Annotated in this window: 15 protein-coding genes and 2 tRNA genes; 2 read left to right on the plus strand and 15 right to left on the minus strand. The window is 66.5% G+C overall.

Annotated features, from left to right (window positions below; genetic code table 11):
* Window positions 1-4 precede the first annotated feature (4 nt).
* The 5 genes from QRN21_RS05100 to QRN21_RS05120 all read right to left on the minus strand — a co-directional run bounded on the left by QRN21_RS05100 (window position 5) and on the right by QRN21_RS05120 (window position 3,578).
* Entirely contained in the window at window positions 5-646 is a 642-nt protein-coding gene (locus tag QRN21_RS05100; protein ID WP_042540774.1) for an ATP-dependent Clp protease proteolytic subunit, read from the minus strand.
* A gap of 20 nt (window positions 647-666) precedes the next feature.
* Window positions 667-1,263, minus strand: coding sequence for an ATP-dependent Clp protease proteolytic subunit (locus tag QRN21_RS05105; RefSeq protein WP_053096644.1), 597 nt, complete (start codon window positions 1,261-1,263; stop codon window positions 667-669).
* Between the two features lie 81 nt (window positions 1,264-1,344).
* Window positions 1,345-1,854, minus strand: coding sequence for a tetratricopeptide repeat protein (locus tag QRN21_RS05110; protein ID WP_315985294.1), 510 nt, complete (start codon window positions 1,852-1,854; stop codon window positions 1,345-1,347).
* A 67-nt stretch (window positions 1,855-1,921) separates the two neighbouring features.
* Window positions 1,922-3,442, minus strand: a complete 1,521-nt coding sequence (tig, locus tag QRN21_RS05115; RefSeq protein WP_285363330.1) for a trigger factor — start codon at window positions 3,440-3,442, stop codon at window positions 1,922-1,924.
* A gap of 62 nt (window positions 3,443-3,504) precedes the next feature.
* Window positions 3,505-3,578 (minus strand) — tRNA-Pro (locus tag QRN21_RS05120).
* A gap of 109 nt (window positions 3,579-3,687) precedes the next feature.
* Between QRN21_RS05120 and QRN21_RS05125 the strand changes: the two genes are divergently transcribed.
* Together QRN21_RS05125 and QRN21_RS05130 are read left to right on the plus strand one after the other, a co-directional pair.
* Window positions 3,688-3,761, plus strand: a tRNA-Gly gene (locus QRN21_RS05125).
* A gap of 113 nt (window positions 3,762-3,874) precedes the next feature.
* Complete coding sequence (locus QRN21_RS05130; RefSeq protein ID WP_285363331.1) at window positions 3,875-5,077, plus strand: hypothetical protein; 1,203 nt, start codon at window positions 3,875-3,877, stop codon at window positions 5,075-5,077.
* Window positions 5,078-5,150: 73 nt separating this feature from the next.
* Here QRN21_RS05130 and QRN21_RS05135 read toward each other — a convergent pair whose 3' ends face one another.
* The 10 genes from QRN21_RS05135 to uvrA all read right to left on the minus strand — a co-directional run bounded on the left by QRN21_RS05135 (window position 5,151) and on the right by uvrA (window position 16,531).
* Window positions 5,151-5,504, minus strand: a complete 354-nt coding sequence (locus tag QRN21_RS05135) for an RNA polymerase-binding protein RbpA (RefSeq protein ID WP_042540778.1) — start codon at window positions 5,502-5,504, stop codon at window positions 5,151-5,153.
* Window positions 5,504-5,752: a preprotein translocase subunit SecG gene (secG, locus tag QRN21_RS05140; RefSeq protein ID WP_053096652.1), complete on the minus strand. Its 249-nt coding sequence runs from the start codon at window positions 5,750-5,752 to the stop codon at window positions 5,504-5,506. The genes QRN21_RS05135 and secG overlap by 1 nt, the downstream gene beginning before the upstream one ends.
* 81 nt (window positions 5,753-5,833) lie before the next feature.
* A complete protein-coding gene (tpiA, locus tag QRN21_RS05145; protein WP_053096653.1) occupies window positions 5,834-6,625 on the minus strand; it encodes a triose-phosphate isomerase in 792 nt (263 codons plus the stop codon).
* Window positions 6,616-7,830 carry a phosphoglycerate kinase gene (locus QRN21_RS05150; RefSeq protein WP_187249801.1) on the minus strand — a complete coding sequence of 405 codons (1,215 nt, stop codon included), beginning with the start codon at window positions 7,828-7,830 and terminating at the stop codon, window positions 6,616-6,618. The genes tpiA and QRN21_RS05150 overlap by 10 nt, the downstream gene beginning before the upstream one ends.
* A 10-nt stretch (window positions 7,831-7,840) precedes the next feature.
* A complete protein-coding gene (gene gap, locus QRN21_RS05155) occupies window positions 7,841-8,851 on the minus strand; it encodes a type I glyceraldehyde-3-phosphate dehydrogenase (RefSeq protein WP_053096657.1) in 1,011 nt (336 codons plus the stop codon).
* Between the two features lie 115 nt (window positions 8,852-8,966).
* The gene (locus tag QRN21_RS05160; protein ID WP_042540783.1) at window positions 8,967-9,593 is read right to left on the minus strand and encodes a superoxide dismutase; all 627 of its coding nucleotides are present in this window, start codon (window positions 9,591-9,593) and stop codon (window positions 8,967-8,969) included.
* A 187-nt stretch (window positions 9,594-9,780) separates the two neighbouring features.
* Window positions 9,781-10,758 carry a DNA-binding protein WhiA gene (gene whiA, locus QRN21_RS05165; RefSeq protein ID WP_285363332.1) on the minus strand — a complete coding sequence of 326 codons (978 nt, stop codon included), beginning with the start codon at window positions 10,756-10,758 and terminating at the stop codon, window positions 9,781-9,783.
* Between the two features lie 68 nt (window positions 10,759-10,826).
* A complete protein-coding gene (gene rapZ, locus QRN21_RS05170) occupies window positions 10,827-11,699 on the minus strand; it encodes an RNase adapter RapZ (protein WP_285363333.1) in 873 nt (290 codons plus the stop codon).
* A gap of 30 nt (window positions 11,700-11,729) precedes the next feature.
* The gene (gene uvrC, locus QRN21_RS05175; protein WP_053096661.1) at window positions 11,730-13,643 is read right to left on the minus strand and encodes an excinuclease ABC subunit UvrC; all 1,914 of its coding nucleotides are present in this window, start codon (window positions 13,641-13,643) and stop codon (window positions 11,730-11,732) included.
* A complete protein-coding gene (gene uvrA, locus QRN21_RS05180) occupies window positions 13,643-16,531 on the minus strand; it encodes an excinuclease ABC subunit UvrA (protein ID WP_285363334.1) in 2,889 nt (962 codons plus the stop codon). Before uvrA ends, uvrC begins: the two co-directional genes overlap by 1 nt.
* Window positions 16,532-16,572: the final 41 nt, after the last annotated feature.

Consider the following 16,572-nt stretch of genomic DNA (forward strand, 5'->3'; position numbering starts at 1 on the left):
GCGATCACATGCGCTTGCGCGAGGTGAGCACCTGGTCGACGATGCCGTAGTCCAGCGCCTCAGCGGCGGACAGGATCTTGTCACGGTCGATGTCGCGGTTGACCTGCTCAACCGACTTGCCCGTGTGACGAGCCATGGTCTCCTCGAGCCAGGTGCGCATGCGCAGGATCTCGGCCGCCTGGATCTCGATGTCGGATGCCTGACCGTGCCCCGCCTCGCCCATCGCCGGCTGGTGCATGAGCACACGGGCGTTGGGCAGAGCCAGGCGCTTGCCGGGGTGACCGCCTGCGAGCAGCACCGATGCGGCCGAAGCCGCCTGGCCGAGCACCACGGTCTGGATCTGCGGCGCGACGTACTGCATCGTGTCGTAGATCGCCGTCATCGCGGTGAACGAACCACCGGGCGAGTTGATGTACATGGTGATGTCACGCTCGGAGTCCTGGCTCTCGAGAACGAGCAGCTGCGCCATCACGTCGTCGGCCGACGCATCGTCGACCTGGACGCCGAGGAAGATCACTCGATCTTCGAACAGCTTGTTGTAGGGGTCCTGGCGCTTGAAGCCGTATGCCGTGCGCTCCTCGAACTGAGGAAGCACGTAGCGGCTGGAGGGCAGATCGCCGGCAGAGCGGAAGGTGGGTGCGTACATGAGAGTCCTTTCGCTTTCCGTTACTTGATGTCCTGGTCGGTTCCGCCGCCACCGATGACGTCGGTGGCCGAGTCGCGGATGTGATCGACGAAGCCGTACTCGAGCGCCTCGTCGGCGGTGAACCAGCGGTCGCGGTCACCGTCTTCGTTGATCTGCTCGACCGACTTGCCGGTCTGCGCCGCGGTGATCTCGGCGAGGCGGTTCTTCATCGAGGTGATCAGCTGCGCCTGCGTCTGGATGTCGCTCGACGTTCCGCCGAAGCCACCGTGCGGCTGGTGCAGCAGCACGCGGGCGTTGGGCGTGATGTAGCGCTTGCCCTTCGTGCCCGCGGTCAGCAGCAGCTGACCCATCGATGCGGCCATGCCGATGCCCACGGTGACGATGTCGTTCGGGACGAACTGCATCGTGTCGTAGATCGCCATGCCCGCGGTGATCGATCCACCGGGCGAGTTGATGTAGAGGTAGATGTCCTTCTCGGAGTCCTCTGCGGCGAGAAGGAGGATCTTCGCGCAGATCTCGTTCGCATTGTCGTCGCGCACCTCCGATCCCAGCCAGATGATGCGGTCTTTCAACAGTCGGTCGAAGACGCTCGTAGCGAGGAGGGGTTCTGCAGCCATGTCAGCTCCTGATTCCGTGTTTCAGTGATTCGAATCTACCGGCGACAACGCAGCGCTCAGGCCGTGTTCGCCGTCGGCATATCAGGCGTCGAGTTCCGCGATCTCGTGTGCGTACGCGGTCATCGAGCGGTGGTACCGCGGCAGGTGCGGCACGAGTGCGAGGAGAGCGACCGACAGGCCCCGCGCCGGGCGTCCGGAACTCGCCAGGATCAGCGCGTGGACCGTCGCCACGGCATCCCGGTAGGGGCCGTCCGCCGAGAGCTCCTCCTCCGCACGGATGACGGCGAGGGCATCGTCGTACTCGCCCAGATTGCGCAGTGAACTCGCAAGCTGGATCACGCACTGCGGGCGGTGCTCGTCGTCGAGACCCAGTGCGAGCGCGCGCCGGTAGAGTTCGACTGCCTCGGCGGGGCGGCCGGCCGAATCACGTGCCCCGGCGCGCTCGAACTCCGCGCGGGCGTCATCGACGCCGCGCTCGGCGGCCAGCGCGTCGATCCGGGCGATCGTCTGGTCTCCGACCTCTTCGCCGGACGCGTCGTCCCACACCTCGTCGATGCGTTCGTCCCAGGTCTTCATGGTCTCCTCGTTCATCTGCTCTCCCCGCTGACGCGAAAGGGGCGGATGCCGCAGCATCCGCCCCTCATGAGATCGTGTCCGATCACTCCGCCTTGTCGGCAGCCTTCTTGGCCGGAGCCTTCTTGGCTGCGGGCTTCTTCGCGGCGGGCTTCTCAGCGGCCTCCGCGTCGTCGGCCTTCTTCGCGGGCGCCTTCTTCGCAGCGGGCTTCTTCGCGGCCGGCTTCTCAGCGGCGTCGGCGTCGTCGGCCTTCTTCGCGGCAGCCTTCTTCGCGGGAGCCTTCTTGGCCGGCTTCTCGTCGGCAGCCGTCTCGGACTCGGCCTCGTCGTCGGTCACGACGAAGTCGGACAGATCGACGGGCTTGCCGTTCGTGTCGACGACCTTGACCTTGCCCAGGGCGATCGCGAGGGCCTTGTTGCGGGCGACCTCTCCGACGAGCGCCGGAAGCTGGTTCGACGACTGCAGAGCCTCGACGAACTCCTGGGGAGCCATGCCGTACTGCGAGGCGGACTGGATGAGGTACTGCGAGAGCTCCTCCTGCGAGACCTGCACGTCAGCCTGCTCGGCGATCGTGTCGAGCAGAACCTGCGTGCGGAACTGCTTCTCGCTGGCCTCGGTGACCTCGGCGCGGTGCACGTCGTCCTCGAGGCGGTTCTCACCCTCGAGGTGGTTGTGCACCTCGTCCTCGATGAGCTTCGGCGGCACGGGGATCTCGATCTGCTCGAGCAGCGTCTCGACGAGCTTGTCGCGAGCCGCGGAACCCTGAGTGAAGACGCCCTGCTGCGAGACGCGCTCGGCGAGGCTCGCGCGGAGCTCGGCGATCGTGTCGAACTCGCTCGCGATCTGCGCGAAGTCGTCGTCGGCCTCGGGGAGCTCGCGCTCCTTGACCGCCTTGACCGTGACGGAGACCTCCGCCTCGGAGCCGGCGTGGTCGCCGCCCACGAGCGCAGAGCGGAACGTGGTGTCCTCACCGGCGGTGAGGGATTCGATCGCGTCGTCGATGCCCTCGAGCAGCTCGCCCGAGCCGACCTCGTAGGAGACGCCCTCGGCGCGGTCGATCTCCGCACCGTCGATCGTGGCGACCAGGTCGAGCTCGACGAAGTCGCCCCTCGCGGCGGGACGGTCGACGGGAACGAGCGTTCCGAAGCGCGCGCGCAGGTTCTCGAGCTCTGCGTCGAGCGCGGCGTCGTCGGCCTCGACGGCGTCGACCGTCAGGGTGATGCCGTCGAATGCCGGGACCTCGATCTCGGGACGCACGTCCACCTCGATGTCGACCAGGAGGTCGCCCGAGAAGTCCTTCTCGTTCGGCCACTGGGTGATGTCGGCGGCCGGACGTCCGACGACGCGGAGCTTGTGCTCGACGGTCGCGTCGCGGAAGAACTTGTCGAGGCCCTCGTTGACCGCGTGCTCGATGACCGCGCCACGACCGATGCGCTGATCGATGATCGGAGCGGGGACCTTGCCCTTGCGGAAGCCGGGGATCTGGACGTCCTGAGCGATGTGCTCGTAGGCGTGCGCGATGCTGGGCTTGAGGTCGTCAGGGGTGACCGTGATGCTGAGCTTGACCCGGGTCGGGGTCAGCTTCTCGACGGTGCTGTTCGCCATTCTGGTGTGCTCTCCTTGTGATTTCCGCGCTGAATCGCGGCTGTCAGGCCGTTGAAGCCATGTCGGGGCGACAGGAGTTGAACCTGCGACCTCCCGCTCCCAAAGCGGGCGCTCTACCAAACTGAGCTACGCCCCGGGGAATCCGCATGCAGATTCAGCCCCACCGAGTCTAACGGACACGAGCACCTCCGTCAGTCCGCTATGATCGATGAGTCGGCACAGTCCTCCCGGATGCAGCTGACAACGGGGCTGTAGCTTAGTGGTAAAGCCTCTGTCTTCCAAACAGATGATGCGAGTTCGATTCTCGTCAGCCCCTCCACTCGAGAAAGGCCCCCGCGATGCGGGGGCCTTTCTCGTCCCCGGGGGTTCTCGCACCGGACGGCTCACTGATTAGAGTCATCATGAGCCGGTTCCCCACGGAGGTCCCCCCGCATGACTGCATCCGTCGACGTGGCCACCTCCCCCGCCGGAGGCCACGCACTCCCCCCGCACTTCGCCAGCACCGACGACGCAGCGCCGAAGCGCCGAGGACGGCGCATCGGGTTCATGCTGGGCGCTGCGGGAGTCCTGGTCGCGGCGGCCGTCGGCGTGCTCCAGGTCACCGCCAGCCTCGGATACGACGGGGCACGCGCCGAGTTCGACGCAGCGGCGGCCTCGGCTCGCGACAGCGCGACGACGGTCCAGCAGGAGCTCGACACGCTCACATCCGTTACCGATGTCGCTGATCTGCTGAAGACGGCCGATACCGGCGTCCTCACCGTGCCCTCCGCGAGGGACGCGCTCACGACGGCGTCGACGGATGCCGATGAAGCCGCCGGTCCGGCGGAGGAACTGCTCACCGAACCGCTGGCTTCGGCGGATTCCAAGCCGTCGGCGTTCTGGGAGCTCTTCGCAGCATCCGATCAGCTCGCCGTCGACGCCGGCGACCTGGACGAGCTGGCTGCCGACCTCGACGCGGCGACACCTGCGATGACCGCCGCCAGTGCCGAAGTGACCGAGGCCGGCGTGGCCCTCCTGCGCTCGGCGGCCGACGCAGCCCCGGCTTTCGAGTCGGCACACCTCTCGGCCAAGAACGACGCCGTCATCGCCCTGCGCGATGCGGCGTCGCGAGTACCCGACACCATGCTCCTCGATGTGACGGCGGTCGAATCACTGGTGTCCATGCAGGACGCCGCAGGACAGGTCGTGGCGACCGAACAGGCCGAACTCGCCGAGAAGGCGGGACCGCTGCAGGGTGATCGCCTCGAGATCGAGGCGTTCGCCCGGTCGCTCGCACCCGGGGTGCTGCTCGAGTTCGACTGGAACCAGATCGTCAACAACGCCGGTTCCAACGGCAGCATGGGAGGCCTCACGACCTGGTGGTGGGACGATCCCGACCGCGCCGCCATCGAGCTGTCGAACTCGGTCGCCGAGCAGTGGCCGGCGGACCGGAGCAAGGCTCTCATCGCCCACGAGGTCGGCCACGCGATCAGCGTGAAGTGCGAGGACATGTACGACTCGTCGACGCAGGACAGCATCGAGAAGTGGGCCACGGCGTGGGCGATCAGCATGGGCTTCACCGACGATGCCAACGGCGTCTGGGCGTACGGCTACCCACCTCAGTCCTACATCGACGCCGCGTACGGGTGCCGGTGAGCACGTCCGCCTGGTACGAGAGAAGCCACCGCGATCGGATCGCGGCGGCTTCTGTCAGGAGATCAGATCGAGGTCACTGACCCCGACGCTCACGCAGCTGGGTGAGCGCATCTTCGAGAAGCTGGACGGCTTCTGCGTCGGTGCGACGCTCCTTCACATACGCGAGATGCGTCTTGTAGGGCTCCGGCTTCGCGAGGGCAGGCGGGTTGGCCTTGTCGCGACCCGCCGGAAGACCGGACTGCGGGTGGTCGATCGTCTCGGGGATCTCCTCTTCAGGGAGCCCCGCGGCGAAGTAGCGGACCGTCTCGTTGCCGAGACCGTCCCAGTACGAGACCGCGATGCGGTCGGCGTGGTAGCCGTGGTCCTGCTCGCCCATGGGGCCGGAACCCACTCGGGTCCCTCGGATCGCGTTGCCGCCGGTAGCCATCAGATCACCTCGAACTTCGTGATGAGACCGAGCGCCACGATCGACACGAACCACGCCAGAGCGAGGATGACCGTGAAGCGATTGAGATTGCGCTCAGCGAGACCCGACGAGCCGACAGCTGACGTCATGCCTCCACCGAACATGTCGGAGAGGCCGCCACCGCGACCCTTGTGGAGGAGGATGAGGAGAGTCAGCAGGACGCTGGTTATGCCCAGCACCACCTGCAGGACGAACTCGAGAATTTCCACGAGGAAGAGCCTTTCGCTGGGGCAGGATTGCCCCGGTAACGGTCAAGTATACGGTGCGGCGGGGCCGGAGCCCCGCCACACTCACACGCCGACGTGCTTCTCGAAGCGGATGATCGCCGCGAACTCGTCGACCACGAGGCTCGCGCCTCCGACGAGTGCGCCATCGACATCAGGCTCGCGCATGAAGCTGGCGATGTTGGCCGCCTTGACCGATCCGCCGTACAGGATCCGGGTGCGCGCCGCAGCGTCGTCACCGAGAACCTTGGCGATCACCGTGCGCAGCGCAGCGCAGACATCCTGCGCCTGCTGCGGCGTCGCTGCCTGCCCGGAGCCGATGGCCCAGACCGGCTCGTACGCCACGACGATGTCCGCATCCTTCGACAGACCCTGGAGAGCGGCCTCGAGCTGCCCCGCGGGCACTGCGCTGGCCCCGAACTTCTCGAGGTCCTCAGCCGTCTCCCCGACGCAGATGACGGGCGACAGACCATGCTTCAGCGCGGCCTTCGTCTTGGCCGCGACGACGTCATCGGACTCCGCGTGGTATTCACGGCGCTCCGAGTGACCGATGATCACGTACTTCGCATCGAGCTTCGCCAGGAAGGCTCCCGAGATCTCCCCGGTGTAGGCGCCGGAGTCGTGAGCCGAGAGGTCCTGCGCGCCGAGGGCGAACGGGATCTTGTCGGCGTCGATGAGCGTCTGCACGCTGCGGATGTCGGTGAAGGGCGGGAAGACCGCAACCTCGACCGAGCCGTCCTCGTGCTTGGCGTCCTTGAGCGTCCAGTGCAGCTTCTGCACGAAGGCGACCGCCTGCAGGTGGTCGAGATTCATCTTCCAGTTTCCCGCGATCAGCGGGGTACGGGTGTTCACACCCATCCGAGCACCTCCAGGCCGGGTAGTTTCTTGCCCTCGAGGAACTCGAGGCTTGCGCCGCCGCCGGTCGAGATGTGACCGAACTGGTCGTCGGTGAAGCCGAGCTGACGCACGGCCGCGGCCGAGTCTCCGCCGCCTACGACGCTGAGGCCGTCGACCTCGGTGAGCGCCTGCGCAACGGCCTTGGTGCCGCCGGCGAAGGCCGGGAACTCGAACACGCCCATCGGGCCGTTCCAGAACACCGTCTTCGACCCACGGATGACCTCCGCGAACCGCGCAGCCGTCTCCGGGCCGATGTCCAGGCCGATGCCGGAGGAGCCGAACGCGGTGCTCTCGATGGCGTCGGCGGCGGTGACCTCGTGCTCCGCATCAGCGGAGAACGAGGATGCGACGACGACATCGGTCGGGAGCACCAGCTCCACACCGCGCTTCTCGGCCTCGGCGATATAGCCGCGGACCGTCTCGAGCTGGTCCTCTTCGAGGAGGCTGGACGCCACCGCGTGGCCCTGCGCCTTCAGGAAGGTGAACAGCATGCCGCCGCCCACGAGGATGCGATCCACGCGCGGCAGCAGGTGCGAGATGACTCCGAGCTTGTCGCTGACCTTCGACCCGCCGAGGACGACCGCGTACGGGCGCTCGGGGTTCTCGGTGAGACGGTCGAGCACGTCCAGCTCGGCCGCGATGAGCAGACCGGCGGCCGACGGCAGCAGCTCGGCGAGGTCGTAGACGCTCGCCTGCTTGCGGTGCACGACACCGAAGCCGTCGGAGACGAGGACGTCTCCGAGCTCTGCCAGCTGAGCCGCGAAGGCGCCGCGCTCGGCGTCGTCCTTCGAGGTCTCCCCCGGGTTGAACCGCAGGTTCTCGATGACGACGATGCCGCCGTCCTCGAGCGAGGCCACGGCCTCCTGCGCCGACTCGCCGACGGTGTCGCGAGCGAACGCCACCGGCTTGCCGAGCAGCTCGGACAGCCGCTGGGCGACCGGCGCGAGACTGTACTGCGGGTCGGGCGCACCGTCGGGGCGGCCGAGGTGCGAGCACACGATGACGCGGGCGCCCGCGTTGATCAGTGCGTTGAGGGTAGGCAACGAGGCGCGGACACGGCCATCGTCCGTGATGATCCCATCCCGCAGGGGGACGTTGAGATCACAACGGACGATGACGCGCTTGCCCTCGAGCGAACCCAGTGAATCCAGGGTGCGCAGAGTCATGGGAGATGTCTCAGAGACGCTCTGCCACGTACTCGGTCAGGTCGACGAGACGGTTGGAGTAACCCCACTCGTTGTCGTACCAGCTGGAGACCTTGACCAGGTTGCCGCTGACGTTGGTCAGCGTGGCGTCGAAGATCGACGAGTGCGGGTTGTGCACGATGTCGCTCGACACGATCTGGTCTTCGTTGTACTGCAGGAAACCGGCGAGGCGTCCGTCGGCAGCAGCCTTCTTGTACGCCTCGTTGACCTCTTCGACCGTGAGGTTCTCGCGGTCGGTGATCAGCGTGAGGTCGACGATCGAGCCGGTGGGAACCGGAACGCGGTACGACGAGCCGCTCAGCTTGCCCTGGAGCTCGGGCAGAACCTCGCCGATCGCCTTCGCGGCACCGGTCGACGCCGGGGTGATGTTGATCGCTGCGGCGCGTGCGCGACGCAGGTCGCTGTGCGGACCGTCCTGCAGGTTCTGGTCTGCCGTGTAGGCGTGAGCCGTCATCATGAAGCCACGGTCGATGCCGAAGGCGTCGTTGAAGACCTGGGCCAGCGGGGCGAGGCAGTTGGTCGTGCAGGAGGCGTTGGAGATGATGTGATCCGTCTCCGGGTTGTACGTGTCCTCGTTCACGCCCATGACAAACGTGCCGTCGACGCCGGTGCCGGGAGCCGAGATGAGGACCTTCTTGGCCCCTGCCTCGATGTGCTTCTTGGCCAGCTCGGCCTTGGTGAAGAAGCCGGTCGACTCGATGACGATGTCGACGCCCAGCTCGCCCCACGGGAGGCCGGCGGGGTCGCGCTCGGCGAACGCCTTGATGGCCTTGCCGTTGACCGTGATGCTCTCGTCGTCGTAGCTGATGTCAGCATCGAGGACGCCGCCCACGGAGTCGTACTTCAGAAGGTGGGCAAGGGTCTTGTTATCGGTGAGGTCGTTGACAGCGACGATCTCGATGTCCGCTCCCTGCGCGAGAGCCGCGCGGAAGTAGTTGCGTCCGATACGGCCGAAGCCGTTGATACCGATCTTGACAGACACTCAGGTCTCCCTGTTTCTCGTGCGCTGTGCGCAGCAATCGTGCGTGCGCGGTGCGCGGGGGTTTTTGGCTGAGATGGCGTCCCGACGAGACTTGGCCCGTCGGGACGCGACCCGATTACGACAGTACCAGCAGGCCGTTCGTCTTCTCGCGGGCGACCTCGAAGCGCTGGGCGACGTTCTCCCAGTTGGCGATGTTCCACGCGGCCTTCACATAGTCGGCCTTGACGTTGAGGTAGTCGAGGTAGAAGGCGTGCTCCCACATGTCGAGCTGGAACAGCGGCACGGTGCCCTGTGCCGTGTTCGACTGCTGGTCGAACAGCTGCTGGATGATCAGGCGCTGGCCGATCGAGTCCCAGCTGAGGACGGACCATCCGGAGCCCTGGATTCCGAGGGCGTTCGCGGTGAAGTGCGCCTGGAACTTCTCGAAGGAACCGAAGAACTCGTCGATGGCTGCCTTGAGCTCGCCCTCGGGCTGTCCGCCGCCGGTCGGCGAGAGGTTGGTCCAGAAGATGGAGTGGTTGACGTGACCGCCGAGGTTGAACGCGAGGTCCTTCTCGAGCTTGTTCACGTTCGCCAGGTTGCCGCTGTCGCGCGCCTCGGCGAGCTGCTCGAGGGCGGTGTTGGCGCCGGCGACGTAGGTCGCGTGGTGCTTGTCATGGTGCAGCTCCATGATCTTGCCGCTGATGTGCGGCTCGAGGGCTGCGAAGTCGTAGGGAAGGTCGGGGAGCGTGTAGGTCGCCATGTCGCTTTCATCCAATCCGCGCCGCGCCGCGGCGCTTGCCGATCCTCTGCGCCGCCGATGTGCGACGTAGAGCGGACGTAACTCATCCTAGTGACGACAACGCGTCGCCGACCCTGATCCTTCCCCCATATGACGAAGCGAGGCGACCCCTTGACAGGGATCGCCTCGCTGATGTCGTTCGCTGTGGTCAGACGTCGAGACCCGCGGGCACGGCTGCTTCCGTTCCCGGGATGCCCTCCTGCTGGGCACGCTTGTCCGCCATCGCCAGAAGACGGCGGATGCGGCCGGCGACGGCGTCCTTGGTCATGGGCGGATCGGCGTGGTGGCCCAGCTCGTCGAGGCTCGCGTCGCGGTGCGCGAGACGCAGCTCTCCCGCGATCTTGAGGTGGTCGGGCACCTCGTCGGCGAGGATCTCCAGAGCCCGCTCGACGCGCGCGCAGGCGGCGACGGCGGCCTGCGCGGAGCGACGGAGGTTGGCATCGTCGAAGTTGACGAGACGGTTGACGCCCGCACGCACCTCGCGACGCTGGCGCATCTCCTCCCAGGCGACCGCGGTCTTCTGAGCACCCATCTCGCTGAGGATGGTGCGGATCGCCTCGCCCTCACGCACGACGACGCGCGGCATGCCTCGCACCTCGCGCGCCTTGGCGGCGACACCCAGGCGATGCGCCGCGCCCACGAGTGCCATGGCGGCCTCGGATGACGGGCAGGCGACCTCGAGCATGGCCGATCGGCCGGGTTCGCTCAGCGTTCCCGCGGCGAGGAACGCACCCCGCCAGAGACCGGCCACTTCAGCGCGAGAGCCAGTGGTGAGACGGTTGGGGAGTCCGCGGACCGGACGCCGACGCTGGTCGAGCAGACCGGTCTGGCGTGCGAGGGTCTCCCCCGAGGCGATGACCCGGACAGCCCATCGCGCGCCGTCATTCGCCGTGCTCGACTGCACCTGTGCGATCTCCGGTCGGACTCCGTAGATCTCGGCAAGGTCGCGCGCGACACGCTGCGCGAGGATCTCGGCATCCACCTCCGCCTCGACGGCGACCCGCCCGGCGATGGAGTGCAGTCCGCCGGCGAACCGGAGGATCGAGGTGACCTCCGCGACACGCACCGTCGGGGGTGCATTACGGATGCTGACCAGCTCAGCCTTGACGTCGGTCGTTAGTGCCACGACACTCCTCTACGCTCACGCGCCGGATCGCGGCGCAAACCTCCAGCCTACTCTGACGGAGGCTCTTGCTATTCCCTGCCGAGGTCCCGGTGACGCACGTTGACGGCCACTCCCGGCACGGAGGCGAGCCGACGGGCCAGCTCCTCCGCCATGGCCACGGAGCGGTGCTTTCCGCCGGTGCAGCCGATCGCGACGGTCGAATGGCTCTTGTTCTCGCGCTGATACCCCTCGAGCACCGGAGTGAGTGCCGCCGAATACGAATCGAGGAACTCGGCGGCGCCCTCGCGTGACAGCACGTAGTCCCTGACGGACTCGTCCTGACCGGTCAGGCCCCGCAGCTCTTCGTTCCAGAACGGGTTCGGGAGGAAGCGCATATCCGCGACCAGGTCGACGTCGGTCGGGAGACCGTACTTGAAACCGAAGCTCATGAGCGTCACACGATGCCTCGCTGCGCCCGCTTCCGAGAAGAGGTCGGAGACCTGGGTGGCGAGCTGATGGATGTTGAGTGCGGAGGTGTCGACCACGAGATCGGCCGATTCGCGGATCGGCGCCAGTCGCTGGCGCTCGACGCGGATGCCGTCGAGCAGAGTGCCGTCCCCCTGCAGCGGGTGGGGTCGGCGAACCGCCTCGAACCGACGCACGAGCACATCGTCCGACGCGTCCAGGAACAGCACGCGGACGGAACCACGCGATCTCAGCGCCCTCGCGACGCCCGGGAAGTCGTCGAAGAGGTTGCGCCCGCGAACGTCGACCACCGCTGCGACCTTCGGCAGAGCGTCACGGCCCATGTCCGTGAGGTCGAGCAGCGGTCGGAGGATCTGCGGCGGCAGGTTGTCGACCACGTACCAGCCGAGGTCCTCGAGTGCGTTGGCTACCGTCGTGCGCCCTGCGCCCGACATGCCCGTGACGATGAGGAACTCGCCTTTGTCCCCGTCAGTCATGGTTACTCCTTCTCCCCCGCTGGCTCCAGCCTAGCGAGTGGAGAGATGCGTATGGATGTTCTGTGCGAGGACAGGACCGATCCCCTGCACCTCCTGGATCGCCTCCAGAGGCGCGGAGCGCAGCGCGGTGACGGAGCCGAAGTGCTTCAGGAGGACCTTGATCCTCGAGGAGCCGAGGCCTGGCACCTCGGCCAGGATCGACGTGATGTCGTTCTTGCGTCGTTTGCGCTGGTGCGTGATCGCGAACCGGTGGGCCTCGTCTCTCAGCCGCTGCAGCAGGTAGAGCGACTCGCTGGTGCGCGGCAGGATCACCGGGAAGTCCTCCCCCGGGAGCCAGATCTCCTCGAGCCGTTTGGCGATGCCGCACACGGCGATCTCGGTGTGCCCGGCGTCTCGCAGTGCACGTGCCGCCGCTTCGACCTGGGGCTGTCCACCGTCGACCAGCAGCAGCTGAGGCGGATAGGCGAAGCGCGGTTTGCGCTTGACCTCCACGACGACGTCCTCGGACTCGTCTCCCGCCTCCACGGGGACCGCTGCGGATGCGGGCTCATCGATCTCTTCCGGACGATCGAGATAGGCGAGTCGACGACGCAGCACCTGGTACATCGAGTCCGTATCGTCGGTGGTCTCGGCGATGTTGAACGACCGGTACTGGTCTTTGCGGGGAAGCCCGTCTTCGAAGACCACCATCGAGGCGACGACGTTCGTGCCACCGAGGTGCGAGATGTCGAAGCACTCGATGCGAAGCGGCGCCTCCGACATCCCCAACGCCTCCTGCAGATCGGTCAGAGCCTGGGTTCGTGCGACGTAGTCGCTCGTACGACGGGTCTTGTACCTGATCAGGGCCTGCTGCGCGTTGAGGGTCGCCGTGCGCATGAGATCAGCGCGTTGCCCCCGTTGGGCGATGGCGATCTCGACCTTCTTGCCTCGCCGCTCGCGCAGCCAGACCTCAAGCTCGGCCGCGTCGTCGGGAAGGGTCGGCACGATGATCCGCCGGGGCACATCCTGCGCATCGCCGTACGCGCGCTGCAGCACCTGGTCGACGAGATCGGCTGTCGAGATGTCGATCTCCTTCTCGATCGTCATCGCGCGAACACCGCGGACGCGCCCGCCGCGGATCACGAAGTGCTGCACGGCGGCAGCCAGCTCGTCTTCCGCGATGCCGAAGAGGTCGGCATCCTCGTCGGTCGCGAGCACGAGCGCGCTCTTGCCGAGCACGGCCTCGATCGCGGTGAGCTTGTCACGGTATCTGGCGGCGGCCTCGTAATCCATCGCGGCCGACGCCGCCAGCATCCGCTTGGTCAGCTCTCGGGTGAAGCGCTCATCGCCGCCCGCCATGAAGGCGACGAAGTCGTCGACCATGGCACGGTGCTCCTCGATCGTCACCGTCATCGAGCACGGCCCGCCGCACTTGCCGATCTGCCCGGGAAAGCACGGCCGGCCGGTCTGCATCGCGCGTTTGTAGCTGGAGTCGCTGCAGGTGCGGATCGGGAATGCCTTGACCATCAGGTCGATCGTCTCGTGCACCGCCCAGACCTTGGGATAAGGACCGAAGTATCGGGCACCGGGAATCTTGCGGTTCCTGGTCACGATCACGCGCGGCGCCTCATCACCCAGGGTCACGGCCATGAACGGGTAGGACTTGTCGTCCTTGTAGCGGACGTTGAAGGGCGGATCGAACTCCTTGATCCACATGTACTCCAGCTGAAGCGAGTCCACGTCCGTCGAGACGACGGTCCACTCGACGGACGACGCCGTGGTGACCATCCGCCGCGTGCGTTCGTGGAGCGTGCGCAGCGGAGCGAAGTAGTTCGACAGTCGCTGGCGCAGGTTCTTGGCCTTGCCGACGTACAGCACGCGTCCATCAGCATCGCGGAAGCGGTACACGCCGGGGTTGGTGGGGATCTCACCAGCCCGCGGCTTGTACGGCAGGACGTCGGCCATCAGCTGGCCTTCCGCGCAGAGCGCCCCTCACCCAGGATCTCGGCGAGGAACTGACCCGTGTGGCTGTCCTCGACTCGCGCGATCTGCTCGGGAGTGCCGGTCGCCAGGATCTCGCCGCCGCCCGAGCCGCCCTCGGGCCCGAGGTCGATCACCCAGTCCGCGGACTTGATCACATCGAGGTTGTGCTCGATGACGATCACCGTGTTGCCCTTGTCGACGAGTCCGTTCAGTACCTCGAGGAGCTTGCGCACGTCCTCGAAGTGCAGACCGGTGGTCGGCTCGTCGAGGACGTAGATGCTGCGACCGTTGCTGCGCCGCTGGAGCTCGGTGGCCAACTTGACGCGCTGAGCCTCGCCGCCGGAGAGAGTCGTCGCCGACTGACCGAGGCGCACATACCCGAGCCCGACGTCGACGAGGGTCTTCATGTAGCGGTGGATCGCCTGAATGGGCTCGAAGAACTCGGCCGCTTCCGCGATCGGCATCTCGAGGACCTCGGCGATGTTCTTGCCCTTGTAGTGCACCGACAGCGTGTCGCGGTTGTAGCGCTTGCCGTGGCAGACCTCGCAGTCGACGTACACGTCGGGCAGGAAGTTCATCTCGATCTTGATCGTGCCGTCGCCCGAGCACGCCTCGCAGCGGCCGCCCTTGACGTTGAAGCTGAATCGCCCTGGCTGATAGCCACGGACCTTCGCCTCGGGGGTCTCGCTGAACAGCGAGCGGATGCGGTCGAACACGCCGGTGTAGGTGGCCGGGTTGGACCGCGGCGTGCGGCCGATCGGTGCCTGATCGACGTGCACGACCTTGTCGAGGTTGTCGAGCCCTGACACACGCGTGTGCTTTCCGGGAACCGTGCGGGCGCCGTTGAGCCGCGAGGCCAGCACCTGGTACAGGATGTCGTTGACGAGCGACGACTTGCCCGAACCCGACACGCCGGTCACGGCCGTGAGAACGCCCAGCGGGAAGTTCACGCTGACGTTCTTGAGGTTGTTCTCGCGGGCGCCGACCACGCTCAGCATGCGTTTCTTGTCGAGCTTGCGACGCTTCGCCGGAGTGGGGATCTCGCGCGCACCCGAGAGGTATTCGCCCGTCATAGAGTTCGGCTCGTTCAACAGAGCCGAGTACGGACCGGAATGCACGACCTCTCCACCGTTCACGCCGGCGCCCGGTCCGATGTCGACGACCCAGTCAGCGGCTTCGATCGTCTCTTCGTCGTGCTCGACGACGATGAGCGTGTTGCCGAGGTCGCGAAGTTTCAGAAGGGTGTCGATCAGACGACGGTTGTCACGCTGGTGCAGACCGATCGACGGCTCGTCGAGGACGTAGAGGACGCCGGTGAGCCCGGAGCCGATCTGCGTCGCCAGCCGGATGCGCTGCGCTTCTCCACCGGAGAGCGACCCGGCGGACCGGCTGAGGTTGAGGTAGGAGAGCCCGACCTGCAGGAGGAAGTCGAGTCGCAGGCGGATCTCACGCAGCACCTGAGCCGCGATCTTCGCCTCACGATCGGTGAGGGTGAGGGTCTCCATGAACGACCGCGCGTCGGCGAGGCTCAGGTGCGACACCTCGGCGATCGAATGCCCGTGCACCTGCACCGCGAGGACCTCGGGCTTGAGTCGGTTGCCGTCGCACACCGGGCAGGGGACCTCGCGGAGGTACTCGCCCCAGCGCGAGCGCTGCGTGTCGGACTCGGCCTGGGCGTACTGCCGCTCGATGTACGGCACGACGCCTTCGAACCCCGATGCATAGCGCATCTCGCGCCCATAGCGGTTCTTGAACTTGACGGTGACCTTGTAGTTGTCGCCGCGCAGGATCGCGTCCTGAACGTCGACGCGCAGATCCTGCCACGGGGTGTCGAGAGAGAACTTGAGGTCGTCGGCCAATCCCTCGAGCAGCCGCTCGTAGTACTGGAAGAGCCCCTTGCCCTGAGTGGTCCACGGGATGATCGCGCCCTCGCGGATGGAGAGCTCCTCGTCGCCGAGCATCAGGTCGATGTCGACGGACATGCGGGTGCCGAGACCCGAGCAGGCCGGACAGGCACCGAAGGGCGCGTTGAACGAGAACGTGCGTGGTTCGATCTCGGTGAGGGTGAGCGCGTGGCCGTTCGGGCAGGCGAGCTTCTCGGAGAAGGACTGCCACGCGTCGTCGCCCTCTGCGTCGACGTAGTTGATCTGCACCACGCCGCCGGCGAGCCCGAGCGCGGTCTCGACCGAGTCCGTGACTCGACCGAGGATGTCGTCTGCCGCGACGAGGCGGTCGACGACGACGGCGATGTCATGCTTGTAGCTCTTCTTGAGCGTGGGCGGCTCGGCGAGCTGGATGAGGTCGCCGTCGACGATCGCGCGCGAGTAGCCCTTGGCCCCCAGCTCGCGGAACAGGTCGACGAACTCGCCCTTCTTCTGCGAGACGATGGGCGCGACGATCTGGTAGCGGGTGCGCTCGGGCAGCTCCATGAGCTGGTCGGCGATCTGCTGGACGGTCTGACGTTGGATGCGCGCACCGCACTCGGGGCAGTGCGGAATCCCGATCCGCGCCCACAGCAGACGCATGTAGTCGTAGATCTCGGTGATGGTTCCGACCGTGGACCGCGGGTTGCGGTTGGTCGACTTCTGGTCGATCGACACCGCAGGGCTGAGGCCCTCGATGAAGTCGACGTCCGGTCGGTCGACCTGACCGAGGAACTGACGCGCGTAGGCGCTCAGCGACTCGACGTAGCGACGCTGTCCTTCAGCGAAGATCGTGTCGAAGGCCAGACTGGACTTTCCCGATCCGGACAGGCCGGTGAACACGACGAGGGAGTCGCGTGGGATGTCGATGTCGACGTTCTTGAGATTGTGTACGCGGGCACCGCGGACACTGAGTTTTCCTGGGGTTGCAACCGGGACGATAGGCACTGATCAAGTCTACGAGTGGCCACCGACATTGGCTCCGTGAG

The sequence above is a fragment of the Microbacterium sp. LMC-P-041 genome (genome assembly GCF_030209555.1).
GTDB lineage: Bacteria > Actinomycetota > Actinomycetes > Actinomycetales > Microbacteriaceae > Microbacterium.

What these genes read in the sequence shown, in the direction of transcription:
- QRN21_RS05130 (WP_285363331.1), top strand. Translation starts at nt 3,875, where the DNA reads ATGACTGCATCCGTCGACGTGGCCACCTCCCCCGCCGGAGGCCACGCA.
- tig (WP_285363330.1), bottom strand. Translation starts at nt 3,442, where the DNA reads ATGGCGAACAGCACCGTCGAGAAGCTGACCCCGACCCGGGTCAAGCTC.
- QRN21_RS05110 (WP_315985294.1), bottom strand. Translation starts at nt 1,854, where the DNA reads ATGAACGAGGAGACCATGAAGACCTGGGACGAACGCATCGACGAGGTG.
- uvrC (WP_053096661.1), bottom strand. Translation starts at nt 13,643, where the DNA reads ATGGCCGACGTCCTGCCGTACAAGCCGCGGGCTGGTGAGATCCCCACC.
- tpiA (WP_053096653.1), bottom strand. Translation starts at nt 6,625, where the DNA reads ATGGGTGTGAACACCCGTACCCCGCTGATCGCGGGAAACTGGAAGATG.
- QRN21_RS05150 (WP_187249801.1), bottom strand. Translation starts at nt 7,830, where the DNA reads ATGACTCTGCGCACCCTGGATTCACTGGGTTCGCTCGAGGGCAAGCGC.
- QRN21_RS05100 (WP_042540774.1), bottom strand. Translation starts at nt 646, where the DNA reads ATGTACGCACCCACCTTCCGCTCTGCCGGCGATCTGCCCTCCAGCCGC.
- QRN21_RS05105 (WP_053096644.1), bottom strand. Translation starts at nt 1,263, where the DNA reads ATGGCTGCAGAACCCCTCCTCGCTACGAGCGTCTTCGACCGACTGTTG.
- rapZ (WP_285363333.1), bottom strand. Translation starts at nt 11,699, where the DNA reads ATGACTGACGGGGACAAAGGCGAGTTCCTCATCGTCACGGGCATGTCG.
- QRN21_RS05135 (WP_042540778.1), bottom strand. Translation starts at nt 5,504, where the DNA reads ATGGCTACCGGCGGCAACGCGATCCGAGGGACCCGAGTGGGTTCCGGC.
- QRN21_RS05160 (WP_042540783.1), bottom strand. Translation starts at nt 9,593, where the DNA reads ATGGCGACCTACACGCTCCCCGACCTTCCCTACGACTTCGCAGCCCTC.